Here is a 22,709-nt window from a genome sequence, read left to right as displayed (position 1 = left end):
CAAACCCTAGACCTGCGCCGCGCCCCAGGCCACCGCCTTGTCCCGCAAGCGCAAAACCGAAGGCGCGTCCGTGTAGGCCGCAAGCTCTGACAGCGGCACCCACGCCAAATCCAGCGACTCGGATGAGACGCGAAACGCGCGCGACCTCGCCTGGAAAAGGAACCGCACATCGTAATGCAAATGCGCCGGCTCGGCCCCACGGGCCGGAATTTCGTGAATGTCCACGTCCAGCACCTCTGGCCGCAGCAGATCAATGCGCGACAGCCCGGATTCCTCGTAGGCTTCCTTTTGCGCCACAAAGCACGTATCCGCGATCCCGTCGCAGTGCCCGCCCAGTTGCAGCCAGCGATCCAGTTTGCGGTGATGGGTCAGCAGCACCGACACCCCCTCTGGACACAGCACAAAAGCCGAGGCGGTCACATGCCCGCCAATCAAAGCATCCCGCGAAAACGCGCGATCCCCCCACTCTGCGCAAAACGCCCGCAATCGTGCCCATTCTGCCCGGTCGCGATCTGTCTCTACCTCGAAATGCCCAATTTCGTGCATCATCTTCCCCTTACGGCCGCACCACCGCGCGCAGCCCGTGATGGTCCGACCCCAGTTTCGGCATGACCTGCACCGTGCCAGAGCCACTGGTCAGCACATGGTCGATTCCAATCTTGATCAGCGGCAAATCGAACGTCCCCAGCACAGGGCCGATCCGCCGCGCGTCGGTCGCCGCGCCCACACGCGCCACCGTATGCGACCACGCCACCGAATTGAAATCCCCGGCAAGGATCACCGGCCCGGAAATGCGCCTGAGAGCAGGCAAAATCTGATCCACCTGCGCCGCCTGCCCGTGCGGCCAGGGCCAGCTTAGATGCAGGGACACCACCCAGACCGGCCCCTCTGGCAGGTCGACCTGCACCGCCGCGATCCCGTCGCGCTTTGAGCAAAAACCACTGCCGGCCACCACCGGATGGCGGGTCATCACCATCTCTCCCATCCGGCCCAAAGGACAATGAACCGCGTTCACATACCTCTCCAGCCCGGAAAGCATCGCCAGATTCGCCGGTGAGACCTCTTGCAGCGTCAAAAAATCCGGCTCTTCGACACGTACGCGGGACAGCCATTCGGCGCTGTCGGCCCGGTTATGCAGCAGGTTCTGTTGATACAGCACATAGCCCGCCCCCGGCGTGTCAGGCCGCGACGCCCAGACAAAAGCCCCGAGCCAAGCCACCGCCAGCCCGGCCAAGGGCCAGCGGACCCACGCGGGCCAGCCCGTCCAGATCAGAGCCAAGGCAAAGCCGATGACAAACTCGCGCCGGAACACCGCAAGCGAATCGCCCACCGGATGCCACGCGCCGCCATAGGACGCCGCCACCAGCGCGCCCAAAACCACCGCCAAAACCGCCAAGATGTGTCTCATTCGCTCTCACCATCCCGTGACGCGTGTGACAGGTCGCTTGAACCCCGCCGCGCCGCGCCACATTGTTACCCTCTGACCACAAGGACGCCCCATGCCCACCGAACGCATCACCTTTCCCGGCCACGCTGGCCACGATCTGTCCGCCCGGCTCGATTTGCCCAGCGGTCCGCACCTGGCCACCGCTCTCTTTGCGCACTGTTTCACCTGTGGCAAGGACATCCCCGCCGCGCGCCGCATCGCCGGGCGCCTGGCGGCCATGGGGATCGCGGTTTTGCGCTTTGATTTCACCGGCTTGGGGCATTCCAAGGGCGAATTTGCAAACACCACCTTTAGCTCGAACGTCGCCGATTTGCACGCCGCCGCCGACTATCTGGCCGGGCGGGGCATGGCCCCTGACCTGCTGATCGGGCATTCGCTGGGCGGCGCGGCGGTGTTGCGCGCGGCGCGCGATCTGCCCAGCGTCAAGGCGATCACCACCATCGGTGCGCCCTTTGATCCGGGCCATGTGGCGCATAACTTTGGCGATGCCGAACAGGTGATCCGTAACACAGGTGAAGCGCAGGTTAACTTGGGCGGGCGCCCGTTTACCATCCGCAAAGCCTTTCTCGACGATGTGGATGCGCAGGAACTGGCCCCCTCGCTAAAGGATCTGAACCGCGCCCTGCTGGTCTTGCACGCCCCGCACGATTCCATCGTCGATCTGTCGAACGCAACGCGCATCTTCACCGCCGCCAAGCACCCCAAGAGCTTTGTCACGCTGGACGAGGCCGACCACTTGATCACCAATCCGCGCGACGCCGAATATGCCGCCGAGGTGATCGCCGCCTGGGCCTCACGCTATCTGGACCTCAGCCCGCCTGCCCCGCCCATTGGCGCGCCCGAAGGCGTGGTGCGCGTGACCGAGGCGGACGCGGCCGGGTTCTTGCAGGACGTGCAGAACGGCCCCTTTCACCACACGCTGGCGGATGAGCCAGAGGCCTACGGCGGGACCAATCGCGGCATGTCGCCCTATGGGTTCGTGTCGGCGGGGCTGGGGGCTTGTACGTCCATGACGATCCGGATGTACGCGCGGCGCAAGGGCTGGCCGCTGACGGGGATTCGCGTGGATGTGGTGCACGACAAGGTCCATGCGCAGGACGCCAACACGGTGGCCGAGACGCGGATCGACCGCTTTGTCCGGCGGATCACGCTGGAAGGTGATCTAAGCGCCGATCAGCGCGCCCGCCTGCTGGAGATCGCCGACAAATGCCCCGTGCACAAAAGCCTTCAGCACAGCGCGCGGATCGACACCGAACTGGCGTAAAGCTTTGCGTAGAAAAGCAAAAAGGCCGGGACGCGATGCCCGGCCTTTTCGTATTGTCATGCCAGAAAGGCTTAGCCGCGGGCGCGGCCCACCAGCTTCCATGCGGCGGGCAGGATCAGCGCGGCCAGCGCCAGCTTGATCACGTCACCGACGATGAAGGGGGTCAGGCCCCACTGCAGGATGGGCTTGTCCCAGCCGTACAGCATCCCCAGCCAGATCAGGCCCGGCACGTAGATGATGACGTTGCCCAGCAGCATCGCGCCGGCCATTTTCGGCGCCGAGCGGTCCCAGCCCATGCGCGCCAGCATACCCAGCAGGACGGTGGCTGCGACGTAGCCCACGAGGTAGCCGCCGGTGCCGCCCATCATGTACTCGAGGCCGAATTTCTCGGCGGAAGAGCCTGCAAAGACGTCAAAGCCCAGAGCGCCAACCAGCATGTAACCCATGATGGTCGCCAGACCCAGACGCGGGCCGTAGGCTGCGCCCATCGCCAGCACGGCGAAGGTGCCCATGGTGATCGGCACGGGCCACATCGGCACCTTGATCTTGGCGGCCACGGCCAGAACGGCGATGCCAAGAACGACCAGAGCGGCCTGTTTGACGCGCAGCGCGGCGCCTTCGGTCGCGCCGAACGCTTCGACCAGCACGTTACGATTCATCGTGAGGTTCATAGGGTCCCCCTAATTCTCAAAAACCTGTTCGCCCTGTTTGTGCCTTAAGCCCCTGTTCATCGCAAGCCTGCTTGCGCTCGCGGTGCTTGATAAATTTGCAAAATCGGCCTTAGCTAATGCAAAAGTCGGAGGGTTTGCCATGTCGGACGCGCGCCGCGCCCATTGGGACCGGATGTATGCCAGCCGCCCAGAGGGGAACTTTGGCTGGACGGAACACGCGCCGGAGGCGTCCCTGGCGTTGATCGGAACGCTGGAGCTGCCCTTCGATACGGCGGTGATCGACATTGGCAGCGGGCTGTCCGCCCTGCCCCTTGCGCTGCTGGCGGCGGGATTGGGCGATGTGACCTGTCTGGACATCTCGGGCGAGGCGGTGGCGCGGGCCAAGGCACAGCTGGGCCACGCCGGGGACGCGGTGACTTGGATCGCGGCGGATGTGACCGAGTGGCACCCGGCGCGCAGCTATGATCTGTGGCACGACCGGGCGGTGTTTCACTTTCTGACCACGCCAGAGGGGCGCAAGGCCTATATCGACCGGCTGGCCATGGCCTTGGAGCCCGGTGCGCACGCGGTGATCGCGAGCTTTGCGGCAGATGGCCCGCAGACCTGCGCGCGCCTGCCGGTGCAGCGCTATTCCCCCGCCCTACTGGCGCAGACGCTGGGGCCGCGCTTTGCGCTGGTGCAAAGCTTGCGGCACGTCCACATGACCCCCGGCGGGGAGGCGCAGCCCTATCAGTACAGCCTGTTTCGGCGAAACTGACCCATCCCAGTCTCTGCCCCCCACGCCAAGCCGCAAACGTAAAAAGGCGACCCGAGGGCCGCCCTTTTCGTATCATAATATCTGGCCAGATCAGTCGATCTTGGGCAGCAGCGCGCCGATCGAGTCCTTGGCGTCGCCGTAGTACATGCGGGTGTTCTCTTTGTAGAACAGCGGGTTCTCGATGCCCGAGTAGCCCGTGCCCTGGCCGCGCTTGGACACGAAGACCTGCTTGGCTTTCCACACTTCGAGAACCGGCATCCCCGCGATGGGCGAGTTCGGGTCGTCCTGCGCCGCCGGGTTCACGATGTCGTTCGACCCGATCACGATGACCACATCCGTTTCCGGGAAGTCTTCGTTGATCTCGTCCATTTCCAGAACGATGTCGTAGGGCACCTTGGCCTCTGCGAGCAGCACGTTCATGTGACCGGGCAGACGGCCCGCCACCGGGTGGATCGCAAAGCGGACTTCCTTGCCCTTGGCGCGCAGCTTGCGGGTCAGTTCCGCGACGTTCTGCTGCGCCTGAGCGACCGCCATGCCGTAACCCGGCACGATGATGACGCTGTCGGCTTCGTCCAGCGCGTTTGCCACGCCGTCCACGTCGATCGCCACCTGTTCGCCTTCGACTTCCATCTGCGGGCCTGCTGCGCCGCCGAAGCCGCCGAGGATCACCGAGATGAACGACCGGTTCATCGCCTTACACATGATGTAGGACAGGATCGCCCCCGAGGAACCGACCAGCGCGCCGACCACGATCAGCAGATCGTTGCCGAGGCTGAAGCCGATGGCCGAAGCGGCCCACCCCGAGTAGGAGTTCAGCATCGACACAACCACCGGCATGTCGGCACCGCCGATGCCCATGATCAGGTGATAACCGATAAAGAACGCCAGCAGCGACATCACGATCAGCGTCCAGCCCGCGCCGGTGGTCATGTAGATCACCAGCAGGATCAGCGACAGGATCGCCGCGCCCGCGTTCAGGAAGTGACCGCCCGGCAGCTTTTTCGCCGCCGAGGTGACCTTGCCCGCCAGCTTGCCAAAGGCAATGACAGAACCGGTGAAGGTCACCGCACCGATGAACACGCCAAGGAAGACTTCGACCTTGAGGATGTTCAGCTCGACGTTGGTTTTGTGCGCGACCTTGGCGGCAAAGCCGTCAACGCCCTGCTCGTGCAGCCAGCTTTCCAGACCGGTGCCGGTCAGGCTGGCCGGGGCCGCCGCGATCAGATCCGCCACGCGGTTCATTTCCAGCTCGGCGTTGTAGCCGATGAACACAGCCGCCAGACCCACAAAGGAGTGCAGCGCCGCGACCAGCTGGGGCATCTCGGTCATTTCGACCTTTTTGGCCAGGAACTGACCAATGCCCGCGCCGACGATCATGACCAGCACGACCACCACATAGGCACCCATGCCGGGGCCAAAGAAGGTGGCGAACACGGCCGCCGCCATGCCCACGATGCCGTACCACACCGCGCGCTTTGCGCTTTCCTGACCGGACAGGCCGCCCAGCGACAGGATAAAGAGGATGGCCGCCGCAATGTAGGCGGCGGAAACGATTCCAATGCTCATAAGTCTTTCCCCCGCTTACGATTTCTGGAACATGGCGAGCATACGGCGCGTCACCATGAAGCCGCCGACGATGTTGATCGTCGCGATCAGGATCGAGATGGCGGACAGCAACATGACCAGCCAGCTGCCAGAGCCGACCTGCAACAGCGCGCCAAGGATGATGATCCCCGAGATTGCGTTGGTCACGGCCATCAGCGGCGTGTGCAGCGAGTGCGACACGTTCCAGATGACCTGGAAACCGACGAAACACGCCAGAGCGAACACGATGAAGTGCTGCATGAAGCTGGCCGGAGCGAACGCGCCGATGATCAGCATGACAGCCGCGCCCACCGCCAGCAGGGTGACCTGGCTCTTGGTTTGCGCTTTGAACGCCGCGATTTCCTGCGCGCGCTTTTCTTCGGCGGTCAGCTCTTTGGGCTTTTCTTTCTTCTGCGCCGCGATGGCAGCCACTTTGGGCGGCGGCGGCGGGAAGGTGATTTCGCCCTGATAGGTGACGGTCGCGCCACGGATGACGTCGTCTTCCATGTTGTGGTTGATCTGGCCGTCCTTTTCGGGGGTCAGGTCAGCCATCATGTGACGGATGTTCGTCGCATACAGCGTCGAGGACTGCGCCGCCATGCGCGACGGGAAGTCCGTGTAGCCGATGATGGTGACGCCGTTGTCGGTCACGACCTTCTCGTCCATCACGGTGCCTTCGACGTTGCCGCCTTTTTCCGCCGCGAGGTCAACGATCACCGAGCCCGGCTTCATCGCTTTGACCATGTCCTCGAGCCACAGCTTGGGGGCTTCGCGGTTGGGGATCAGCGCGGTGGTGATGACAATGTCGATCTCGGGGGCCAGTTCGCGGAACTTGGCCAGCTGCGCTTCGCGGAACTCAGGCGAGGAGACAGAGGCGTAACCGCCGGTGGCTGCGCCGTCCTGCTGTTCCTCTTCGAAGTCCAGATAGACGAACTCTGCGCCCATGGATTCGACCTGCTCGGCCACTTCGGGGCGCACGTCGAACGCATAGGTGATCGCGCCCAGCGAGGTGGAGGTACCGATCGCGGCCAGACCAGCCACACCCGCACCGACGACCAGAACCTTGGCCGGGGGCACCTTGCCCGCAGCGGTGATCTGACCGGTGAAGAAGCGGCCAAAGTTGTTGCCGGCTTCGATCACGGCACGGTAGCCGGCGATGTTCGCCATCGACGACAGCGCGTCCATTTTCTGCGCGCGCGAAATACGCGGCACCATTTCCATGGCGATCACGTTGGCGCCTTTGGCCTTGGCCTGCTCCAGACCTTCGGTGTTGCCACCGGGGTTGAAGAAGGTGATCAAGGTTTTGTCGGCGGTCAGCTTGTCCAGCTCTGCCGAGGTCGGGATACGCACCTTTGCGATGATATCCACGGCGCTCCACAGCGCGTCTGCCGAGCCGAGAACTTCGACCCCGGCTGCCTCATAGTCGGCGTCTGCAAAGCCCGCTTGCGCGCCTGCACCCGTCTCGATTGCACACTCATAGCCCAGCTTTTGCAGCTGGCGTGCCGAGTCCGGCGTCATGGCCACACGGGCTTCGCCTTTCTCGACCTCTTTGGGCGTCCCTATTTTCAACGTCCATCCCCCTTTGTCAGGAAAAGTCAAAAACGCCCGCAGAACGGGCGCATTGCGAATTGGTCTACCTTGCTGACCTAGCGATCACAAGTTGTGCGCCCGTCTAGATCACAAAGAGACCGGAGTTTAAACCCACCTTCTCGTTTGTTGCGCATATCGTGTATACTCGGCAACAAACTTTCGCCTTAAACGATCCTCTTCTGGCTCGATAAAGCGCTTTTCGATGACCCAGACAAAGATCGGGATCAGTGGTAGCGCAAGCACCGCGTCCCAATAGAGGATCATTCCGGTCAAGATCATCGAATCGCCCAAGTAAATCGGGTTGCGCGAGCGTTTGAAGATGCCGCTGGTGACGATCCTGTCCGCCGTGCGGTGCGGAATCACCGTGGTGCGGTGGCGGCGCATTTCAAAGATCGCAAGGGCCATCAGGATCAGCCCACCCCCGACCAAAATCCCCCCCAGCAGGTCCGCCCAGACCGGGCCAAAGCCGCCCATGGGGTGATAAGTCTTTTGCCACCACGCCGCCGATAGGAAAGCCAACAGCCACACCGGCGGCATGTCGATCCATTTGAGCATTGTCTCTCTCCTGCCCGTTCTGGGCGATGATTCACCTGGCCTTTGGTTCAGACCTTAAGATCCGGTTAACCCGGATGATAGGCTCCGTTTTCGCGCCAGCCAAGGATTCCGGTCTGCAAGACCACCACATTGTCGTGCCCGAGCAGCCGCGCCGCAAAGGTCGCCTGCGCCGACAAGCTGCCGGTATTGCAGAACAAAACGACTTTGCCGGTGGTCGGCAGCTCGTCCAGGCGCCCCGGCACCTCGCGCCATTCCATGTGGATCGCGCCGGGGATGGTGCCTGCGGCAAATTGCGCCGCGTCGCGGGTGTCGACGAAGGTGATGTCGGCCCAAACGTCCTCGGTCAGTTGCTCGGGGACGATGATGCCCGAGTCGTAGGGTTCGAATTCGATGTAGCCGGTGATCTCGTCCACGAGGTCTTGGGCCGCCAGAGGGGCCGCGAGGATGGCGGTTATGGCGGCGGCGATGAAGGGGGTGCGCATGGGTCTGGGTGTCCTGTGTGTGAAAATGTGGGCCTGGGGTCTAGCGGGCTTGGGTTAGCTTTCGGTTGCCTTGCCTGCGCACTCGTCCGCCCTGATGGGCGGCCTCGTTTTTTTGTTTGGTGCGCAAACATGACCTTGCCGCCGGGCGTTGCGTGAAGGCCCTCACTGTGCGGCTGTCACGTTTGCTACGCAAACATGACCTTGCCGCCGGAATAACGAGGCCTTCGCCTCGTTATTCCCACTCCATCTCCTCAAACACCCTGCCGGCGTTCTTGGTCGCCAACTCCTCGAAGGTATCCAGATAGGCCCAGGCCGACTGGTCCACGTAATAGGCACTGCCCAGATCGCCGCCCTCGTCGATATGCGCGCCGATCTTGGCCCTCAGGTCGTGCAGGTAGCCCACTGTCTCGCGCGTCACCATCTCCATCGAGGTCGGATGGCCATGCCCCGGCACCACGTAAGTCGCGCCCAGATCGGTGAACGGGCCTTCGAAGGTCTCGATCCAGCAGGAGGTGCAGGTGCCTTCAAAGATCGGCGGCATCCGTTCGTGAAAGGCAATGTCCCCCGCGATCACAACGCTTTTGGACGGGATCCACACCTGCACATCCCCGGGATCATGCGCCGGGCCAAGGTGCAGCACCTCGACCGTCAGATCGCCCATCTCGACCACGTATGTATCGTCAAAGGACAGGTTGGGGATCACCATCCGCGTCCCCTCGGCCTTGTCACGATTATAGCGCTGCATCCCCATCAGGATGAAATCGCCGTCTTGCTCCAGCACCTCGATGGCGTCCGCATGGGCGAGGATATCCACACCCTGATCGGCCCAGTACGAGTTGCCCAGCGCCGCGTGCCCCTGCCCGTTCTCGTTGATCACCAGACGCACCGGCTGATCGGTCACCGCCTTGATCTCTTCGTGCAAGGCCTGCGCCAGCCGCGCCGAGGCCCCGCCGTTCACCACGATCACCCCGTCCCCCGTGACGATGAACGACAGGTTGTTGTTGTGGCCAGAGTTCTCATAGGTCGGCGGCGCGGTCGCCCCGATCGCGCTATAGACGCCCGGCAGCCACTCCACTGGCTTCGAATACAGCTCGGACTGCGGATACTGATCCGCGATGTCTTCGCTGGCCACAGCCATGCCACAGGCCAAACTGCCCAGCAGCGCCACAATTGCCGTCCGTACCATGGTGATCCTCCCCTTATATACGCGCACACATTCGCATACGTGAATTCCATACGCAAGAACCCTTGCGCGACAGGCCCCGCCCGCTACGCTGCCCCAAAACAGGGAGGATACCATGCTCAACGGCAAACACGCGCTGGTCACCGGCGGCGGCACCGGGATCGGCCTCGCCATCGCGCAGGCACTGGCGGCACAGGGCGCAACCGTCACCATCACCGGCCGCCGCCTGTCGAAACTGCAAGAGGCCGAGGCGGCCCACATCCACCCGTTGGAGATGGACGTCCAGTCTGAGGATTCCGTCACCCAAGGCATCGCCAGCGCCGTCGCCGCCCGCGGCCCCATCCAGATCTGCGTGCCCAACGCAGGCATCGCCGAAGGCCGCGCGATCCTGAAAACCGACCTCGCGTTCTGGCGCAACATGATGGCGACCAACCTCGACGGGGCCTTTTTGACGATCCGCGAGTCGCTCAAATCCATGACCACCACCGACTGGGGCCGGGTCATCGCCGTCAGCTCCATCGCCGGGGTCAAGGGCCTGAAAGGCGCGCCCACCTACACCGCGTCAAAGCACGCGCTGTTGGGGCTTATCCGCGCGCTCGCCGCCGATTATGCCACCAAGCCCTACACCTTCAACGCGCTCTGCCCCGCCTATGTCGACACCGACATCGTCAGCCGCAACGTCGATAGCATCATGGCCCGCACCGGCATGGACAAAGACGCCGCCCGCGATCTCATGGTTGGCGTCAACCCCCATGGCCGCCTCATCACCCCCGCCGAAGTCGCCGAGGCCGCGCTGTTCCTGTGCGGTGAAAACTCTGGAAGTCTGAACGGTCAGGCGCTACAGATCGCCGGAGGAGAAGTCTGAGATGCGTTACACCTGCCGCCGCCCCGATCCGCCGACGCGCGGGCGCTTTGGATTGATGTAACCCCGTCCCTCTGCGGCGGGGCCCAACCCCACGCGCGCATAGGACACTGAAATGACTGACTTTAGCAAAACCCGCGACCTCTTTGATCTGCCAAAGGGGGTGACCTACCTCGACGGCAACTCGCTTGGGCCACTGCCCAAGGCCACCCCCGCCCGGATGCAGAAAATGCTGACCGAGGAATGGGGCCACCACCTGATCGGCGCATGGAACGCCTGCGACTGGATGGCCCTGCCGGGGCACTTGGGCGACCGCATTGGCCGCCTGATCGGGGCCGAGGCAGGCCAAACGGTCATCGGCGATACCCTGTCGATCAAGGTCTTTCAGGCGCTCGCCGCCGCGCTGAAACTGAACCCGACCCGCAAGGTCATCCTCTCCGACAGCGGCAACTTCCCCTCGGACCTCTACATGGCCCAAGGGCTGGTCCAGCTGCTCGGCCAGGACTACGAACTGCGCGTCGTCGCCCCCGAAGAGGTCGAGACCAACATCACCGATGAGATCGCCGTGACACTCATCACAGAGGTCGACTACCGCACCGGCCGCCGCCACGACATGCCAAGCCTCACCGCCAAGGCCCACGCAAACGGCGCGCTCGCGATCTGGGACCTCGCCCACTCCGCCGGGGCCTTTGCCCCCGATGTGGCCGCAGGGGGCGCCGACTTCGCCGTGGGCTGCACCTATAAATACCTCAACGCCGGCCCCGGCGCGCCCGCCTTTATCTACGTCGCCCCGCGCCATGCCGATCATGCCGAACCGGCGCTGGCAGGCTGGCTGGGTCACGACGCGCCTTTCGACTTTGACCAGGCCTACCGCCCCGCCCCCGGCGTCACCCGGATGCGCGTCGGCACCCCGCCGGTGCTGCAAATGGCGGCGCTGGACGCGGCGCTCGACATCTGGGACACCGTCGACATGGAGGCCCTGCGCGCCCGGTCCCTAGAACTCACCGACCGCTTCATTGCAGCCGTCGAAAGCACCTGCCCAGACCTCACCCTCGCGACCCCGCGCGAGCACGCCCAGCGCGGCAGCCAGGTCTCCTTCCGCCACCCGCAGGGCTACGCGATCATGCAGGCGCTCATCGCACAGCGCGTCATCGGCGACTTCCGCGCCCCCGACATCCTGCGCTTTGGCTTCACCCCGCTCTACACCACCGACGCAGACGTCGACCACGCCGCCACAACACTGGCGACAATCCTCGACCAACGCCTGTGGGACACGCCAGAGTTCCAAGCCCGCAAAGCCGTCACCTAAGCTTTCTTCTCTTTAAAAATATCCTGGGGGGAGCCCTCCGGGCGGGGGGCAAAGCCCCCCTCCTCTCAAAGTGCACATCTTCGGTGTGACGCTCCCCTACAAACATTCCCGGTTCAAACCGGCCCGCCTGGACAAACCCACATGACCCACAAACCCTACAACCCCGAAACCGAAGGCGCGCAGATGTCCTTTGCGCAGGACATGTCCTACACGGACTACCTGCACCTCGACCCGATCCTCAGCGCCCAGCACCCGCTCAGCGCCGCCGAGGACGAGCTGCTGTTCATCATCCAGCACCAAACCTCGGAACTCTGGATGAAACTCGCCCTGCACGAACTCGGCAAAGCCCGCACGCTCCTGCAATCCCCCGACGCCCGCCAGGCGTTCAAAGGCCTCTCTCGCGTCGCCCGCATTTTTGAACAACTCAACGGCGCGTGGGACGTGCTGCGCACCATGACGCCGTCGGATTACACCGCCTTTCGCGACGCGCTGGGGCAATCCTCGGGCTTCCAGAGCTTTCAATACCGGATGATCGAATTCACCCTCGGCAACCGCAACGCCGCGATGATCCGCCCCCACGCGCACCGCCCCGACCTGGCCCAGCAACTAGAACACGAACTCACGCAGCCCTCGCTCTACGATGTCGCCTGCCAGCGCCTCTCTGCCGCCACAGGCGTCCAAATCCCAGCCAGAAACCGCGCCGAACCGCACGCCCCGGACCAACAGCTCCAAGACGCATGGCGCAAGGTCTACGAGGACCCCGCCCGCTACTGGGACCTTTACGAGCTGGCCGAAAAGCTCGTCGACCTCGAAGACTACTTCCGCCGTTGGCGCTTTAACCACCTGACCACCGTCGAACGGGTCATCGGCCTCAAACGCGGCACCGGCGGCACCGGCGGCGCGCCCTACCTCAAACGGATGCTCGAAACAGAGCTTTTCCCCGACCTGTGGCACCTGCGCACCGCGCTTTGACGCCGCGCCAAGGGCGGCGCGGCCTTGCCCCCGCCGCCCAACGTGCCACAATAGGAAGAAACGCTGATCCGTCACCTTCCGGAGTCCTCTATGCCCACCACCCTCACCGTGAATGGCCAAACCCATGACATTGACCTGCCCGGCGACGTGCCGCTGCTCTGGGCGTTGCGCGATGCGCTGAACCTGACCGGCACCAAATACGGCTGCGGCGTCGCTTCTTGCGGGGCCTGCACCGTGCAGATCGACGGCCAAGCGGTGCGCTCCTGCCAAGTGGCGATCGAGGATGTGGACGGCGAGGTTACCACCATCGAAGGTCTCGGCACCCCGGACGCCCTGCACCGGTTGCAAAAGGCGTGGATCGACCACCAGGTGGCGCAATGCGGCTACTGCCAGTCGGGTCAGATCATGCAGGCCGCCGCCCTTCTGGCCGAGGCCCCCGACCCCACGGACGCGCAGATCGACGCCGCCATGTCCGGCAACCTGTGCCGCTGCGGCACCTACCCGCGCATCCGCGCCGCCATCAAATCCGCCGCAAAGGGGGCCTGATCCATGGCAAGCATCGGTAAAATCGCCCGCCGCACCTTCCTTTTCGGCGCCGTGGCCGTGGTCGGCGGGGCCGCTTTTGGCACCTATGTCGTCACCAAACCCGCGCCCAATCCCTTGAACCCTCAGGACGGCGCGCTGAACGCCTTTGTCGTCATCAACGGTGACGGCATCACCCTGATCGCCCCCCGCGCTGAAATGGGCCAGGGCACCCAGACCACCTGGGCCGCCCTGATTGCCGAAGAACTGGACGTCACGCTGGATCAGGTCACCATCCTGCACGGCCCCCCGGCGCAGGCCTATTTCAACAGCGCCCTCATGTCCGAGGCACTGCCGAACAAGGGCTATGACGCCTCCGCCTTTGAACATTCGCTGGGCGAAGTCATGGGCCAACTGGGCAAGGTCTTTTCCCTGCAAGTCACCGGCGGCTCCACCGCCATGAAGGACGGTTTTGAACGGATGCGCCACACCGGCGCCGCCGCCCGCGAAATGCTCAAATCCGCCGCCGCCAAACGTCTGGACGTGCCCGCGCGCGATCTGACCACCAAGGCCGGGATGGTCATCGCCCCCGATGGCACGGAAATCGCCTATACCGACCTCGCCGCCGAAGCGGTGAATGAAAAGCCGGGTAAAATCCACCTGCGCGACCGGTCCGAGTGGACGATCCTTGGCCAGACCCAGCCGCGCTTTGATATTCCCGGCAAATCCACCGGCACCGCGCAATTCGCCATCGACACCCGCCTGCCGGGGATGAAATTCGCCGCCGTGCGCCGCGCGCCGACCCGCGCCGGGATGCGCAGCTATGACGATTTTGAGGCGCGCCGCGCCCCCGGTGTCGACAAGGTCGTGGATCTGGGCGACGGTCTGGCGGTGATCGCCAACAACACATGGACCGCCATGAAGGTGCTGGAATCCATCCCCGTCGAATGGGAAGAGTCCACCCACCCCGCCACCACCGCCGAGATGTTCAAAGCCATCGAGGACAGCTTTCTGGGCGAACAAGACAGCCAGATGCGGGACGACGGCGATGTGAACAAGGTTCAGAACACCGTTCACGCCGAATACCGCGCGCCCTTCCTCGCCCACGCCACGATGGAGCCGATGTCCACAACCGCTTGGTTCGATGGGACAAAACTGCGAATCTGGACGGGGAACCAAGGCCCGACCTTCCTGCGCACCGCCTGCGCCGACGTGGCGGGCATCGACGAGGCCGACGTCGAGGTAAACGTCACCCTCATGGGCGGGGGCTTTGGCCGCCGGGGCGAGTTTGACTACGCCGTGATCGCCACCAAGGTCGCCAAGGCCATGCCCGGCACCCCCATCAACGTGGTCTGGTCGCGCGAAGAGGACATGACCCACGACTTCTACCGCCCCGCCGCCATTGGGCGGTTCAGCGGCGCGGTGGAGAACGGCAAACCGGTGTCCATCGACGCGCAAATCGCCTCTCCCGCGGTGTCTGCGCAGGCCTTGGAACGCTGGATGGGCACCGCCCCCGGTGGCCCCGACCGCGCCATCGTCGACGGCAGTTTCAACCAGCCCTACGGCGTACCGAACTACTGCGTGACCGGCTTTGCCACCTCTGTCACGCCGCCCGTCGGGTTCTGGCGCGCGGTCGGGACCAGCTTTAACGGCTTCTTCCACGAAAGCTTTATGGACGAACTGGCGCACGCCGCCGGGGCCGACCCCATGCAGATGCGGCTGGACCTGACCCGCGACGAATGGCTGCCGGCCTTTTACTGTCTCGAAGCGGTGCGCGACATGTGCAATTGGACCGGCGAAACGCCCGAAGGCGTGGGCCGTGGCCTTGCGCTGACCTATGCCTTTGGCACGCCGGTCGCCATGGTGATCGAGGTGCAGGATCAGGACGGGGCCATCCGCCTGACCAACGCGTGGATCGCCGCCGACCCCGGCGTCGCGCTGGACCCCGGCAATATCGAGGCGCAGCTGACCGGGGCCATGGTCTATGGCCTGTCCGCCGCCATGGGCGAAGAGATCACCTTTGCGAACGGCGCGGTCGAGCAGCTGAACTTCCCCGACTATGAGCCTTTGCGCATGTCGCAAATGCCCAACACGCAGGTGACGATCCTCGAAAACCAAGAGCGCATCGGCGGCATCGGCGAGGTCGCCACGCCCCCCGCCGCCCCGGCGCTGGCCAACGCATTGTTCGACCTGACGGGACAACGCGTTCGCGAGTTGCCGCTGAATAAGGTCTTTACCTTCGCCATTTAAGCGAATCGCGAAACAGACGAACTGTGCACAATCCGGGGCCGCTTTTGCGCTTTATCCACAAAGCCAAAACGCGGCCCCGCTGCGTTCAAGGCCCAAAATCGCGCCTTAAACCCCTTATATTCAAAGCTTTATACCTGAAACGCCCGGTTTCGTGCGGCAAATGCCACCGTTTCCAAACGGGGTAATTTACCTCAATTCTGCCTTAATTGTTCCCGATCTCCGCCCCGCTCGCACTGTAGCCATATTGGAAACGGCCCAAACGGCCATTCGAGCAGCACGCCCAACAGACCGAAAACGGCAGGGCCAAGGGGAAGACAGGAGAGACAGATATGCCCAACGGTTATCTCGTCACATTGGGGGACGGCAATCTCGATCCCAATGATGTCATCTCTGGCGGCGTTATCTTTTTCGACACGCAGCAAGTCCTTGGCAACGGCACTTGGGAATGGTCCGGCACGTGGTCCGGCCAAACCTTTACCAACGAACAAGAGCCGGGCAGCTACCAGCTGGGCACCGATGGCAACGTCTACTTCGTGCCGGATTTCGGCACGGTGGACACGCTCACCAGCGCCACGGTCATCAGCGCGCCTGCCTACGCCGTGCCGCCCGATGGCTTTGTCGATGGCACCGCAGGCGCGGACGTCATCAACCCCGGCTACGTGGACAACACCAACGACACCGTCGACGGCACCGGGGCGGACAACATCCGCGCAGGCGGCGGCGACGACACGGTCACCGCAGGCGAAGGCAGCGACACGGTCGACGGCGGCGACGGCAACGACCTGATCTATGGCGACTACGGCAATTACGACCCCGCCCCCATCGCGGGCGACCTGAACTGGAACCTGCAAGGCCCAGACAACGCGAACCTCGCGGGGGGCTTTACCCAAGACACCGGCGCGATCGACGTCACCTTTGGATTTACCGACGATGGGAACCCGGCTGACGGCACCGACGCCTCGACCGCCGAAGTGGACACCGCCACCGCCAACTACGCCGCGGGCGGGTATAACCCCAACTCGTCCCTGTTCCTTTATGGTCAGGGCGCGGGCGACACCTCCACCGCGACGCTGAGCTTTGCCGCCTCGGCGGGCAGCGACGTGGCGGATGAGGTCACCAACGTCAACTTCCGCATCAACGACATCGACTGGGGCGCGGGCAACCACACCGACCTTGTCACCGTCAACGCCTATGACGCAGACGGCAACCCCGTCACCGTCACCCTGACCCCGGCGGGCGGCGACACCGTCAGCGGCAACACCATCACCGCCAACGAGGTGGAAAACGCCACCAACGATGCCGACGGCTCTGTCCTTGTGCAAATCGCAGGCCCGGTGTCCAGCATCGAGATCATCTACGCCAACCTGCAAGCGAACACCCAAGGCATCTGGATCACCGATGTGGCGTTCGAGGCGACACCCATCGCCTTTGGCGACGACAGCCTGCTGGGCGGCGCAGGTGACGACACGATCTTTGGCGAGGCGGGCAATGACACGCTGCTCGGCGGCGACGGTGCGGACAGCCTGAACGGCGGCAGCGGCGACGACATCCTCGACGGCAACGGCGGCGATGACACGCTCGAAGGCGGCGCGGGCGCGGACACGCTGCGCGGTGACAGCGGGATGGATTACGCGTCTTACGCGGGCTCGGACGCGGGCGTCACCGTCAACCTGTCCAACGGCACCTTCAGCGGCGGCGACGCCACGGGCGATGTCAACGGCGGCGGGCTCGATGGCATCATCGGCTCGGACTACAACGACTCGCTCACTGGCTATGACGCGCAAGGCCCCGACTGGACCAACGATATCTACGGCGGGCTGGGCGATGACACCATCGACGGCATGGGCGGCGACGACAGCCTGTACGGCGAGGAAGGCAACGACTCGATCATCGCCGGTTGGGGCAATGACTACGTCGAAGGCGGCGTCGGCGACGACACGATCCAGGGCGACGACGGCAACGACACTCTGCTGGGCGGGGACGGCAACGATTCCATCGACGGCGGCACCGGCAGTGACACCCTAGAAGGCGGCGCGGGCGACGACATTCTGGTGGGCGGCACGGGTCCGGACAGCCTTGTGGGCGGCGCGGGCAACGACACGATCTACGCCTCCGCAGGCGATACGATCAACGGCGGCGACGGCGACGACGTCATCACCCTGGTCGATCTGGCCGAAGGCCCGGGCACCATCACCATCGAGGGCAGCACCCTGTCGCAGACCTCGGGCGATACGCTTGACCTCAACGGCCTCGGCGACCGGACCACCCTGACCTACACAGAGAACAACGGCGAGCTGACCGGCTCGATCACGCTGTTCGACGGCACCGTGGTGAACTTTAGCAACATCGACGGGGTGATCTGCTTTACCCCCGGCACGCGCATCCTGACCGACACCGGCTATCGCCCGATCGAAGACCTGCGCCCCGGGGACCTCATCATGACCCGCGACGACGGCCCCCAGCCGCTGCGCTGGAAGGGCGAGCGCACGGTGCTGGCGCGCGGCAAAAGCGCCCCCATCCGCATCCGTCGCGGCGCCCTGCCCGGCGGTCAGCGTGACCTGCTCGTCTCGCCCCAGCACCGCATGGTTCTGGACGGCTACCAGACCGAGCTGATGTTCGGCGAGGCAGAGGTCTTTGCCCACGCGACCCACATGGTCAACGGCTACGACATTATCCGCGAAGAAGGCCAGCTGGTCACCTACATCCACCTGCTGCTGGACCGCCATCAGGTGATCTTTGCAGAAGGCATGGCCACCGAGAGTTTCTTCGTCGGCACCGAAGCGCTGCGCAGCCTCAGCGCCACCGCCCGCGCCGACCTGTTTGAAACCTGCCCGCATCTGGCGGACGACCCGACCGTTTTTGGCGACACCGCGCGCCTGTGCCTGAAAAAGCATGAAACCCAGATGCTTATGGCGCAGATGGCCGAGGCGATCCCGATGGCGGCTTAACCCGCCTCTCGCGCCCAATTGTCCAGCATCGCCGCCAGCGCCTCCCAATCGGTGTACTCGCGGTCCTGCCCCGGCGTCAGCGTCTCATCCCGCTGCTTGGCGATCCGCCGCATCATCCACGCCTTAAAGAAATCATACTCGGTGAATTTGAACGCCCCGGCGATGTGTTCCACCCGCTGCGGCTGCCAGCCAAAGCTGTTTGTCATGCGGCCCGCGATGGCGCGCAGCTCTTCCCAGCCGTCCGGGTCATCATCCGCCGCCGCCAGAGACACCTGTAGGTACAGCGACTTCAACGCGCTCAAGCCCTTGGTCTCGCGGGCAAAATCCACCAGTTCGCCCTGCACGCGCCCCAGATGGATTGACCCGGCCAGGATCACCGCGTCAAAGCGCGCCGCCTCGATCCCCTCGCCATCTGACGCGTGCAACAGCTCCACCGAATGGCCCCGGCCTGTCAGATGATCGGCGGCAAAGCGCGCGATCTTGCGGGTCTGCCCTTCGGTCGTGGTGTAAGCGATGAGAATGCGCATGGCGTGCCCCCTTTTGTTGCGTGCCAAGTCTGGCACCACGGCGGGGGCACCGCCTTAACCTGGATCAGGATTTTGCTCAGGTCACCCTGGTCGCTCAGCTCGCTCAGGCCGAGCGCAACAAGCCCTTTTGCTTGGCCCCGTGCCAGTCATGCGCCGCCTTGCCAAAGGCCTGGAACAGCGGGCGCGACACCGGGTCATTGGCCGCGTCCCACTCGGGATGCCATTGAACAGACAGGGTAAATCCGGGCGCATCCTTGATGTGGATCGCCTCGGGGGTGCCATCGGGCGCGTGGCCTTCGATGATCACACGCGGACCGGGGTCCTTGATCCCCTGCCCGTGCAGCGTGTTGGTCAGCACCTCGGTTGCGCCGAACAACTGGGCAAAGACCCCGCCCTCGCTCAGCGACACCACATGGCGCAGGGCGAATTTTTCCTCCAGCGTGCCATCGGGAGGCATCCGGTGGTTGTCACGCCCCGGCAGGTCGCGAATCTCGGGGTAAAGCGTGCCGCCCATGGCCACGTTCACCTCTTGGAACCCGCGGCAAATGCCAAAGAACGGCTGCCCCCGCTCGACGCAGGCGCGCACCAGCGGCAAGACGATGGCATCGCGCGCCCGGTCATAGTCGCCATGCGCCTCTGTCCAGTCCTCGCCATACTCTTCGGGATGGACGTTGGGCCGCCCGCCGGTCAGCAAAAAGCCGTCGCAGGTCTCCAGCAATTCCTCGACCGACAGGTAACGCGGATCGGCGGGGATCAGCAGCGGCATACAGTCCGAAACCGTTGCAATCGCTTCGGAATTCATCGACCCACCGGCGTGCGCGGGGTACTGGTCGTTGATCAAATGCTGGTTGCCGATAATGCCGATAATCGGGCGGGCCATGTGGATGCTCCGGTTGTTGTGACTTCTATGTAATGCACATCTTTGCTGCCGAAAAGGTGAACGGGCGCAGAGGCGCTTTGCGCTGATGCAGATATGCCGTTTTCGCCAGCAAACCCGTCGGATTTTGACGCATGGGCAAAAGCGTGTAGGCTGCTCCCGTCGGCGCGCGGATTTCAGCGCGCCGCAGTTGCGAGTATTGGAGAGAAACGATGATTAGATTTGCAATGGCTTCGGCCGCTTTGACCCTTGGCACTTTTGCGGCTAGCGGCGCGGTGGCCCATGACGGACCAGAGCCGCATGTGATCGGCCCCTACACCTACAGCCAGTACACCCCGATCAAGGTCACCTGCCCCAAGAACACCACCGTCGCCAGCGACCGGGGCGTTTTGTATTGCGTGCCCAACACCGCCTGGGCACCGGTGGTCTGCGACTGACACTCTGGCACTGAAAGCGAGGCCGGGATGCGCCGCTTGGGGCGCGCCTTCACCTTTCGTTAATTTGTCAGACATTTAAATGTCTGACATTTGAACAGGCCTATCGGTGTGCAAAGGGGGGCCGGTCCATCAGGACCGGCCCCCCTCTGGCGACGCGCCAAAGGCGCGGCGCTAACCCTGCCGACGCACATTGTGCGTCGCCCGCTGGATTACCCCTGCGCCTTCAACTCCAAACGGCGGCGATGCAGCACCGGCTCGGTATAGCCCGAGGGCTGCACCCGTCCTTCGAACACCAGCTCACAGGCCGCCTTGAACGCGATCCCGTCAAAGCCCGGCGCCATCGGCGTATAGCCCGCGTCGCCCGCATTCTGACGGTCCACCACCTCGGCCATGCGCTGCATGATCTCCATCACCTCGTCGCGGCTGACCACGCCATGATGCAGCCAATTCGCGATGTGCTGCGAGGAAATCCGGCAGGTTGCGCGGTCTTCCATCAGGCCCACGTCGTGAATGTCCGGCACCTTGGAACAGCCCACGCCCTGATCGATCCAGCGCACCACGTAGCCAAGGATCCCTTGCGCGTTGTTCTCGACCTCGGCCGTGATCTGCGCGGGCGTCCATTTGCGGTAAGTCGCCAGCGGGATGTCCAAAATCTGGTCCACATGCGCGCGCCGCCCGCCCTTGAGCAGACCTTTCTGAACGCCAAACACATCCACCCGGTGGTAGTGCAGCGCGTGCAGGGTCGCGGCGGTCGGCGATGGCACCCAAGCGCAGTTCGCGCCGGACCGCGGGTGGTCGATCTTGGCGTCCAGCATCGCGGCCATCTTGTCGGGCATGGCCCACATGCCCTTGCCGATCTGCGCGCGGCCCGACAGCCCGCATTCCAGCCCGATATCCACGTTCAGCGCCTCATAGGCAGTGATCCACGCCTTGCGCTTGATGAAATCCTTGCGGCTGAACGGCCCCGCCTCCATCGAGGTGTGGATCTCATCGCCCGTGCGGTCGAGGAAGCCGGTGTTGATAAAGGCCACACGGTTCTTGGCGGCGCGGATGCACTCCTTGAGGTTGACGCTCGTGCGGCGTTCCTCGTCCATGATGCCCAGCTTGACCGTATACTGCGGCAGGCCCAAGGCTTTCTCAACAAAAGAGAAAATCTCATCGGCAAAGGCAACCTCCTCGGGGCCGTGCATCTTGGGTTTGACCACGTAGACGCTGCCGGTGTGCGAGTTGCGCAGGCCGCCGGTCTTGGACAGATCGTGCTTGGCGATCAAGACGGTGATCATCGCGTCCATCAGGCCTTCGAAAATCTCCGAGCCGTCCTTCAACAAGATCGCCGGGTTGGTCATCAGGTGGCCGACGTTGCGCACCAGCATCAAGGCGCGTCCCTTGACCGACAGCGCCGAGCCGTCCGGCGCGACATAGTCCAGATCACCGTTCAGCGCGCGCGTCAGCGTCTGACCGCGCTTTTCAAAGGTCTCAGACAGATCGCCCTTCATCAGCCCCAGCCAGTTGGCATAGGCCTGCACCTTTTCCTCGCCATCGACACAAGCGACCGAGTCCTCGCAGTCCATGATCGCCGATACGGCGCTTTCCAAACGCACATCCGCCAGCCCCGCCTGATCGCGCGCGCCGATGTTGTGCGTGCGGTCAAAGACCAGCTCCACGTGCAGGCCGTTGTTGCGCAGCAGCACCGCGTCCGGGGCCTTGGGGTGGCCCTTGTAGCCCACGAATTTCTCTGGCGCGATCAGGGGCTTGTCGTTCACCAGCAGCGCGCCATCCTCGACGTGGTAGCGCGTGGCGTCAGAATGGCTCAGCCCCTCGACCGGGAAGGCTTCGTCCAGAAACACCCGCGCCCGCGCCACAACCCGCGCGCCGCGCCCGCGCTCAAAGCCCCCAGCCGGCGGCAGCGAGCCCATGGCGTCGGTGCCGTACAGACCATCGTACAGGCTGCCCCAGCGGGCATTGGCGGCGTTCAGCGCGTAACGCGCGTTGGTGATCGGCACCACCAGCTGCGGACCGGGCACCGAGGTAAACTCGGGGTCCACATTGGCGGTCTCGATCTGGAAATCCCCGCCCTCGGGCACCAGATAGCCGATCTCGGTCAGGAACGCCTTATAGGCGGTGTGGTCGTGCGGCTGGCCCTTGCGCGCCTTGTGCCAGTCGTCGATCTGCGCCTGAAGGCTCTCGCGCTTTTCCAGCAGCGCCGCGTTGCGCGGGCCGAACTCATGCGCCATTTGGCTGAGCCGATCCCAAAAGACAGCGGCCTCGATCCCGGTGCCGGGCAGCGCCTGCTGCTCGACGAAATCCACCAGCAGAGCATCCACCTGCATCCCGCTGCGGTCCATCCGATTACCCATTGCGCTGTCTCCTGTTTAGCCTGCGGCCCTAGTGCCTTGTTTCCAGATACGCCGCAAGTTTCCGATCGGCAACATGTGCGGTAAGGTTTTCTGACCAATCCTCGCCTTTTCCGCC

At 64.1% G+C, this 22,709-nt stretch carries 20 protein-coding genes; 9 read left to right on the top strand and 11 right to left on the bottom strand.

Annotated elements, in window-relative coordinates; all coding sequences use genetic code 11:
- Positions 1 to 6: 6 nt before the first annotated feature.
- On the bottom strand, positions 7 to 546 hold the full coding sequence (locus tag B9A11_RS11900; RefSeq protein WP_234988819.1) for an NUDIX hydrolase: 540 nt from the start codon (positions 544 to 546) through the stop codon (positions 7 to 9).
- 10 nt (positions 547 to 556) lie between these two features.
- Positions 557 to 1,408, bottom strand: a complete 852-nt coding sequence (locus tag B9A11_RS11895; RefSeq protein WP_058248270.1) for an endonuclease/exonuclease/phosphatase family protein — start codon at positions 1,406 to 1,408, stop codon at positions 557 to 559.
- A 91-nt stretch (positions 1,409 to 1,499) separates the two neighbouring features.
- Between B9A11_RS11895 and B9A11_RS11890 the strand changes: the two genes are divergently transcribed.
- On the top strand, positions 1,500 to 2,711 hold the full coding sequence (locus tag B9A11_RS11890; RefSeq protein WP_058248269.1) for a bifunctional alpha/beta hydrolase/OsmC family protein: 1,212 nt from the start codon (positions 1,500 to 1,502) through the stop codon (positions 2,709 to 2,711).
- Positions 2,712 to 2,782: 71 nt separating this feature from the next.
- On the opposite strand, the gene B9A11_RS11885 is transcribed toward B9A11_RS11890, so the two are convergent.
- A complete protein-coding gene (locus B9A11_RS11885; protein WP_058248268.1) occupies positions 2,783 to 3,382 on the bottom strand; it encodes a biotin transporter BioY in 600 nt (199 codons plus the stop codon).
- Between the two features lie 139 nt (positions 3,383 to 3,521).
- Here B9A11_RS11885 and B9A11_RS11880 point away from each other — a divergent pair, with 139 nt between their 5' ends.
- Positions 3,522 to 4,139, top strand: a complete 618-nt coding sequence (locus tag B9A11_RS11880) for a class I SAM-dependent methyltransferase (RefSeq protein WP_058248267.1) — start codon at positions 3,522 to 3,524, stop codon at positions 4,137 to 4,139.
- 90 nt (positions 4,140 to 4,229) lie between these two features.
- Here B9A11_RS11880 and B9A11_RS11875 read toward each other — a convergent pair whose 3' ends face one another.
- From B9A11_RS11875 to B9A11_RS11855, 5 genes are all read right to left on the bottom strand, one after another.
- Positions 4,230 to 5,705: an NAD(P)(+) transhydrogenase (Re/Si-specific) subunit beta gene (locus tag B9A11_RS11875; protein WP_058248266.1), complete on the bottom strand. Its 1,476-nt coding sequence runs from the start codon at positions 5,703 to 5,705 to the stop codon at positions 4,230 to 4,232.
- Positions 5,706 to 5,720: 15 nt separating this feature from the next.
- Complete coding sequence (locus B9A11_RS11870) at positions 5,721 to 7,292, bottom strand: Re/Si-specific NAD(P)(+) transhydrogenase subunit alpha (protein WP_058248265.1); 1,572 nt, start codon at positions 7,290 to 7,292, stop codon at positions 5,721 to 5,723.
- 126 nt (positions 7,293 to 7,418) lie between these two features.
- On the bottom strand, positions 7,419 to 7,868 hold the full coding sequence (locus tag B9A11_RS11865) for a methyltransferase family protein (RefSeq protein ID WP_058248264.1): 450 nt from the start codon (positions 7,866 to 7,868) through the stop codon (positions 7,419 to 7,421).
- A 65-nt stretch (positions 7,869 to 7,933) separates the two neighbouring features.
- Positions 7,934 to 8,350, bottom strand: a complete 417-nt coding sequence (locus B9A11_RS11860) for a rhodanese-like domain-containing protein (RefSeq protein ID WP_058248263.1) — start codon at positions 8,348 to 8,350, stop codon at positions 7,934 to 7,936.
- Positions 8,351 to 8,582: 232 nt separating this feature from the next.
- Positions 8,583 to 9,536: an MBL fold metallo-hydrolase gene (locus tag B9A11_RS11855; protein ID WP_058248262.1), complete on the bottom strand. Its 954-nt coding sequence runs from the start codon at positions 9,534 to 9,536 to the stop codon at positions 8,583 to 8,585.
- 112 nt (positions 9,537 to 9,648) lie between these two features.
- On the opposite strand from B9A11_RS11855, the gene B9A11_RS11850 reads away from it, so the two are divergent.
- From B9A11_RS11850 to B9A11_RS22460, 6 genes are all read left to right on the top strand, one after another.
- On the top strand, positions 9,649 to 10,398 hold the full coding sequence (locus B9A11_RS11850) for an SDR family NAD(P)-dependent oxidoreductase (RefSeq protein ID WP_058248261.1): 750 nt from the start codon (positions 9,649 to 9,651) through the stop codon (positions 10,396 to 10,398).
- A 112-nt stretch (positions 10,399 to 10,510) separates the two neighbouring features.
- Complete coding sequence (kynU, locus tag B9A11_RS11845; RefSeq protein ID WP_058248260.1) at positions 10,511 to 11,704, top strand: kynureninase; 1,194 nt, start codon at positions 10,511 to 10,513, stop codon at positions 11,702 to 11,704.
- 141 nt (positions 11,705 to 11,845) lie between these two features.
- The gene (locus B9A11_RS11840) at positions 11,846 to 12,676 is read left to right on the top strand and encodes a tryptophan 2,3-dioxygenase (RefSeq protein ID WP_058248259.1); all 831 of its coding nucleotides are present in this window, start codon (positions 11,846 to 11,848) and stop codon (positions 12,674 to 12,676) included.
- A 90-nt stretch (positions 12,677 to 12,766) separates the two neighbouring features.
- Positions 12,767 to 13,222, top strand: coding sequence for a (2Fe-2S)-binding protein (locus tag B9A11_RS11835; protein ID WP_058248258.1), 456 nt, complete (start codon positions 12,767 to 12,769; stop codon positions 13,220 to 13,222).
- A 3-nt stretch (positions 13,223 to 13,225) separates the two neighbouring features.
- A complete protein-coding gene (locus B9A11_RS11830; RefSeq protein ID WP_058248257.1) occupies positions 13,226 to 15,448 on the top strand; it encodes a xanthine dehydrogenase family protein molybdopterin-binding subunit in 2,223 nt (740 codons plus the stop codon).
- 329 nt (positions 15,449 to 15,777) lie between these two features.
- Positions 15,778 to 18,396, top strand: coding sequence for a Hint domain-containing protein (locus B9A11_RS22460; RefSeq protein WP_058248256.1), 2,619 nt, complete (start codon positions 15,778 to 15,780; stop codon positions 18,394 to 18,396).
- Here the strand turns inward: B9A11_RS22460 and B9A11_RS11820 are convergent.
- Together B9A11_RS11820 and B9A11_RS11815 are read right to left on the bottom strand one after the other, a co-directional pair.
- Entirely contained in the window at positions 18,393 to 18,923 is a 531-nt protein-coding gene (locus B9A11_RS11820) for a flavodoxin domain-containing protein (protein ID WP_058248255.1), read from the bottom strand. The genes B9A11_RS22460 and B9A11_RS11820 overlap by 4 nt on opposite strands.
- 103 nt (positions 18,924 to 19,026) lie before the next feature.
- Entirely contained in the window at positions 19,027 to 19,803 is a 777-nt protein-coding gene (locus B9A11_RS11815) for a gamma-glutamyl-gamma-aminobutyrate hydrolase family protein (protein ID WP_058248254.1), read from the bottom strand.
- 209 nt (positions 19,804 to 20,012) lie between these two features.
- Between B9A11_RS11815 and B9A11_RS11810 the strand changes: the two genes are divergently transcribed.
- Positions 20,013 to 20,237, top strand: a complete 225-nt coding sequence (locus B9A11_RS11810; RefSeq protein ID WP_143595869.1) for a hypothetical protein — start codon at positions 20,013 to 20,015, stop codon at positions 20,235 to 20,237.
- Positions 20,238 to 20,446: 209 nt separating this feature from the next.
- Here B9A11_RS11810 and B9A11_RS11805 read toward each other — a convergent pair whose 3' ends face one another.
- Complete coding sequence (locus B9A11_RS11805) at positions 20,447 to 22,594, bottom strand: malate synthase G (protein WP_058248252.1); 2,148 nt, start codon at positions 22,592 to 22,594, stop codon at positions 20,447 to 20,449.
- Positions 22,595 to 22,709: the final 115 nt, after the last annotated feature.

Source organism: Tropicibacter naphthalenivorans (assembly GCF_900176475.1).
Taxonomy (GTDB): domain Bacteria; phylum Pseudomonadota; class Alphaproteobacteria; order Rhodobacterales; family Rhodobacteraceae; genus Tropicibacter; species Tropicibacter naphthalenivorans.
Note: the sequence above shows the minus strand (reverse complement) of the source record. Positions and strands in the feature narration are given on the sequence as shown.

Bases quoted from the DNA above. Each gene is read 5' to 3' on its own strand.
- B9A11_RS11900 (WP_234988819.1), bottom strand. From the start codon at position 546: ATGCACGAAATTGGGCATTTCGAGGTAGAGACAGATCGCGACCGGGCA.
- B9A11_RS11895 (WP_058248270.1), bottom strand. From the start codon at position 1,408: ATGAGACACATCTTGGCGGTTTTGGCGGTGGTTTTGGGCGCGCTGGTG.
- B9A11_RS11890 (WP_058248269.1), top strand. From the start codon at position 1,500: ATGCCCACCGAACGCATCACCTTTCCCGGCCACGCTGGCCACGATCTG.
- B9A11_RS11885 (WP_058248268.1), bottom strand. From the start codon at position 3,382: ATGAACCTCACGATGAATCGTAACGTGCTGGTCGAAGCGTTCGGCGCG.
- B9A11_RS11880 (WP_058248267.1), top strand. From the start codon at position 3,522: ATGTCGGACGCGCGCCGCGCCCATTGGGACCGGATGTATGCCAGCCGC.
- B9A11_RS11875 (WP_058248266.1), bottom strand. From the start codon at position 5,705: ATGAGCATTGGAATCGTTTCCGCCGCCTACATTGCGGCGGCCATCCTC.
- B9A11_RS11865 (WP_058248264.1), bottom strand. From the start codon at position 7,868: ATGCTCAAATGGATCGACATGCCGCCGGTGTGGCTGTTGGCTTTCCTA.
- B9A11_RS11860 (WP_058248263.1), bottom strand. From the start codon at position 8,350: ATGCGCACCCCCTTCATCGCCGCCGCCATAACCGCCATCCTCGCGGCC.
- B9A11_RS11855 (WP_058248262.1), bottom strand. From the start codon at position 9,536: ATGGTACGGACGGCAATTGTGGCGCTGCTGGGCAGTTTGGCCTGTGGC.
- B9A11_RS11850 (WP_058248261.1), top strand. From the start codon at position 9,649: ATGCTCAACGGCAAACACGCGCTGGTCACCGGCGGCGGCACCGGGATC.
- kynU (WP_058248260.1), top strand. From the start codon at position 10,511: ATGACTGACTTTAGCAAAACCCGCGACCTCTTTGATCTGCCAAAGGGG.
- B9A11_RS11840 (WP_058248259.1), top strand. From the start codon at position 11,846: ATGACCCACAAACCCTACAACCCCGAAACCGAAGGCGCGCAGATGTCC.
- B9A11_RS11835 (WP_058248258.1), top strand. From the start codon at position 12,767: ATGCCCACCACCCTCACCGTGAATGGCCAAACCCATGACATTGACCTG.
- B9A11_RS11830 (WP_058248257.1), top strand. From the start codon at position 13,226: ATGGCAAGCATCGGTAAAATCGCCCGCCGCACCTTCCTTTTCGGCGCC.
- B9A11_RS22460 (WP_058248256.1), top strand. From the start codon at position 15,778: ATGCCCAACGGTTATCTCGTCACATTGGGGGACGGCAATCTCGATCCC.
- B9A11_RS11820 (WP_058248255.1), bottom strand. From the start codon at position 18,923: ATGCGCATTCTCATCGCTTACACCACGACCGAAGGGCAGACCCGCAAG.
- B9A11_RS11815 (WP_058248254.1), bottom strand. From the start codon at position 19,803: ATGGCCCGCCCGATTATCGGCATTATCGGCAACCAGCATTTGATCAAC.
- B9A11_RS11810 (WP_143595869.1), top strand. From the start codon at position 20,013: ATGATTAGATTTGCAATGGCTTCGGCCGCTTTGACCCTTGGCACTTTT.
- B9A11_RS11805 (WP_058248252.1), bottom strand. From the start codon at position 22,594: ATGGGTAATCGGATGGACCGCAGCGGGATGCAGGTGGATGCTCTGCTG.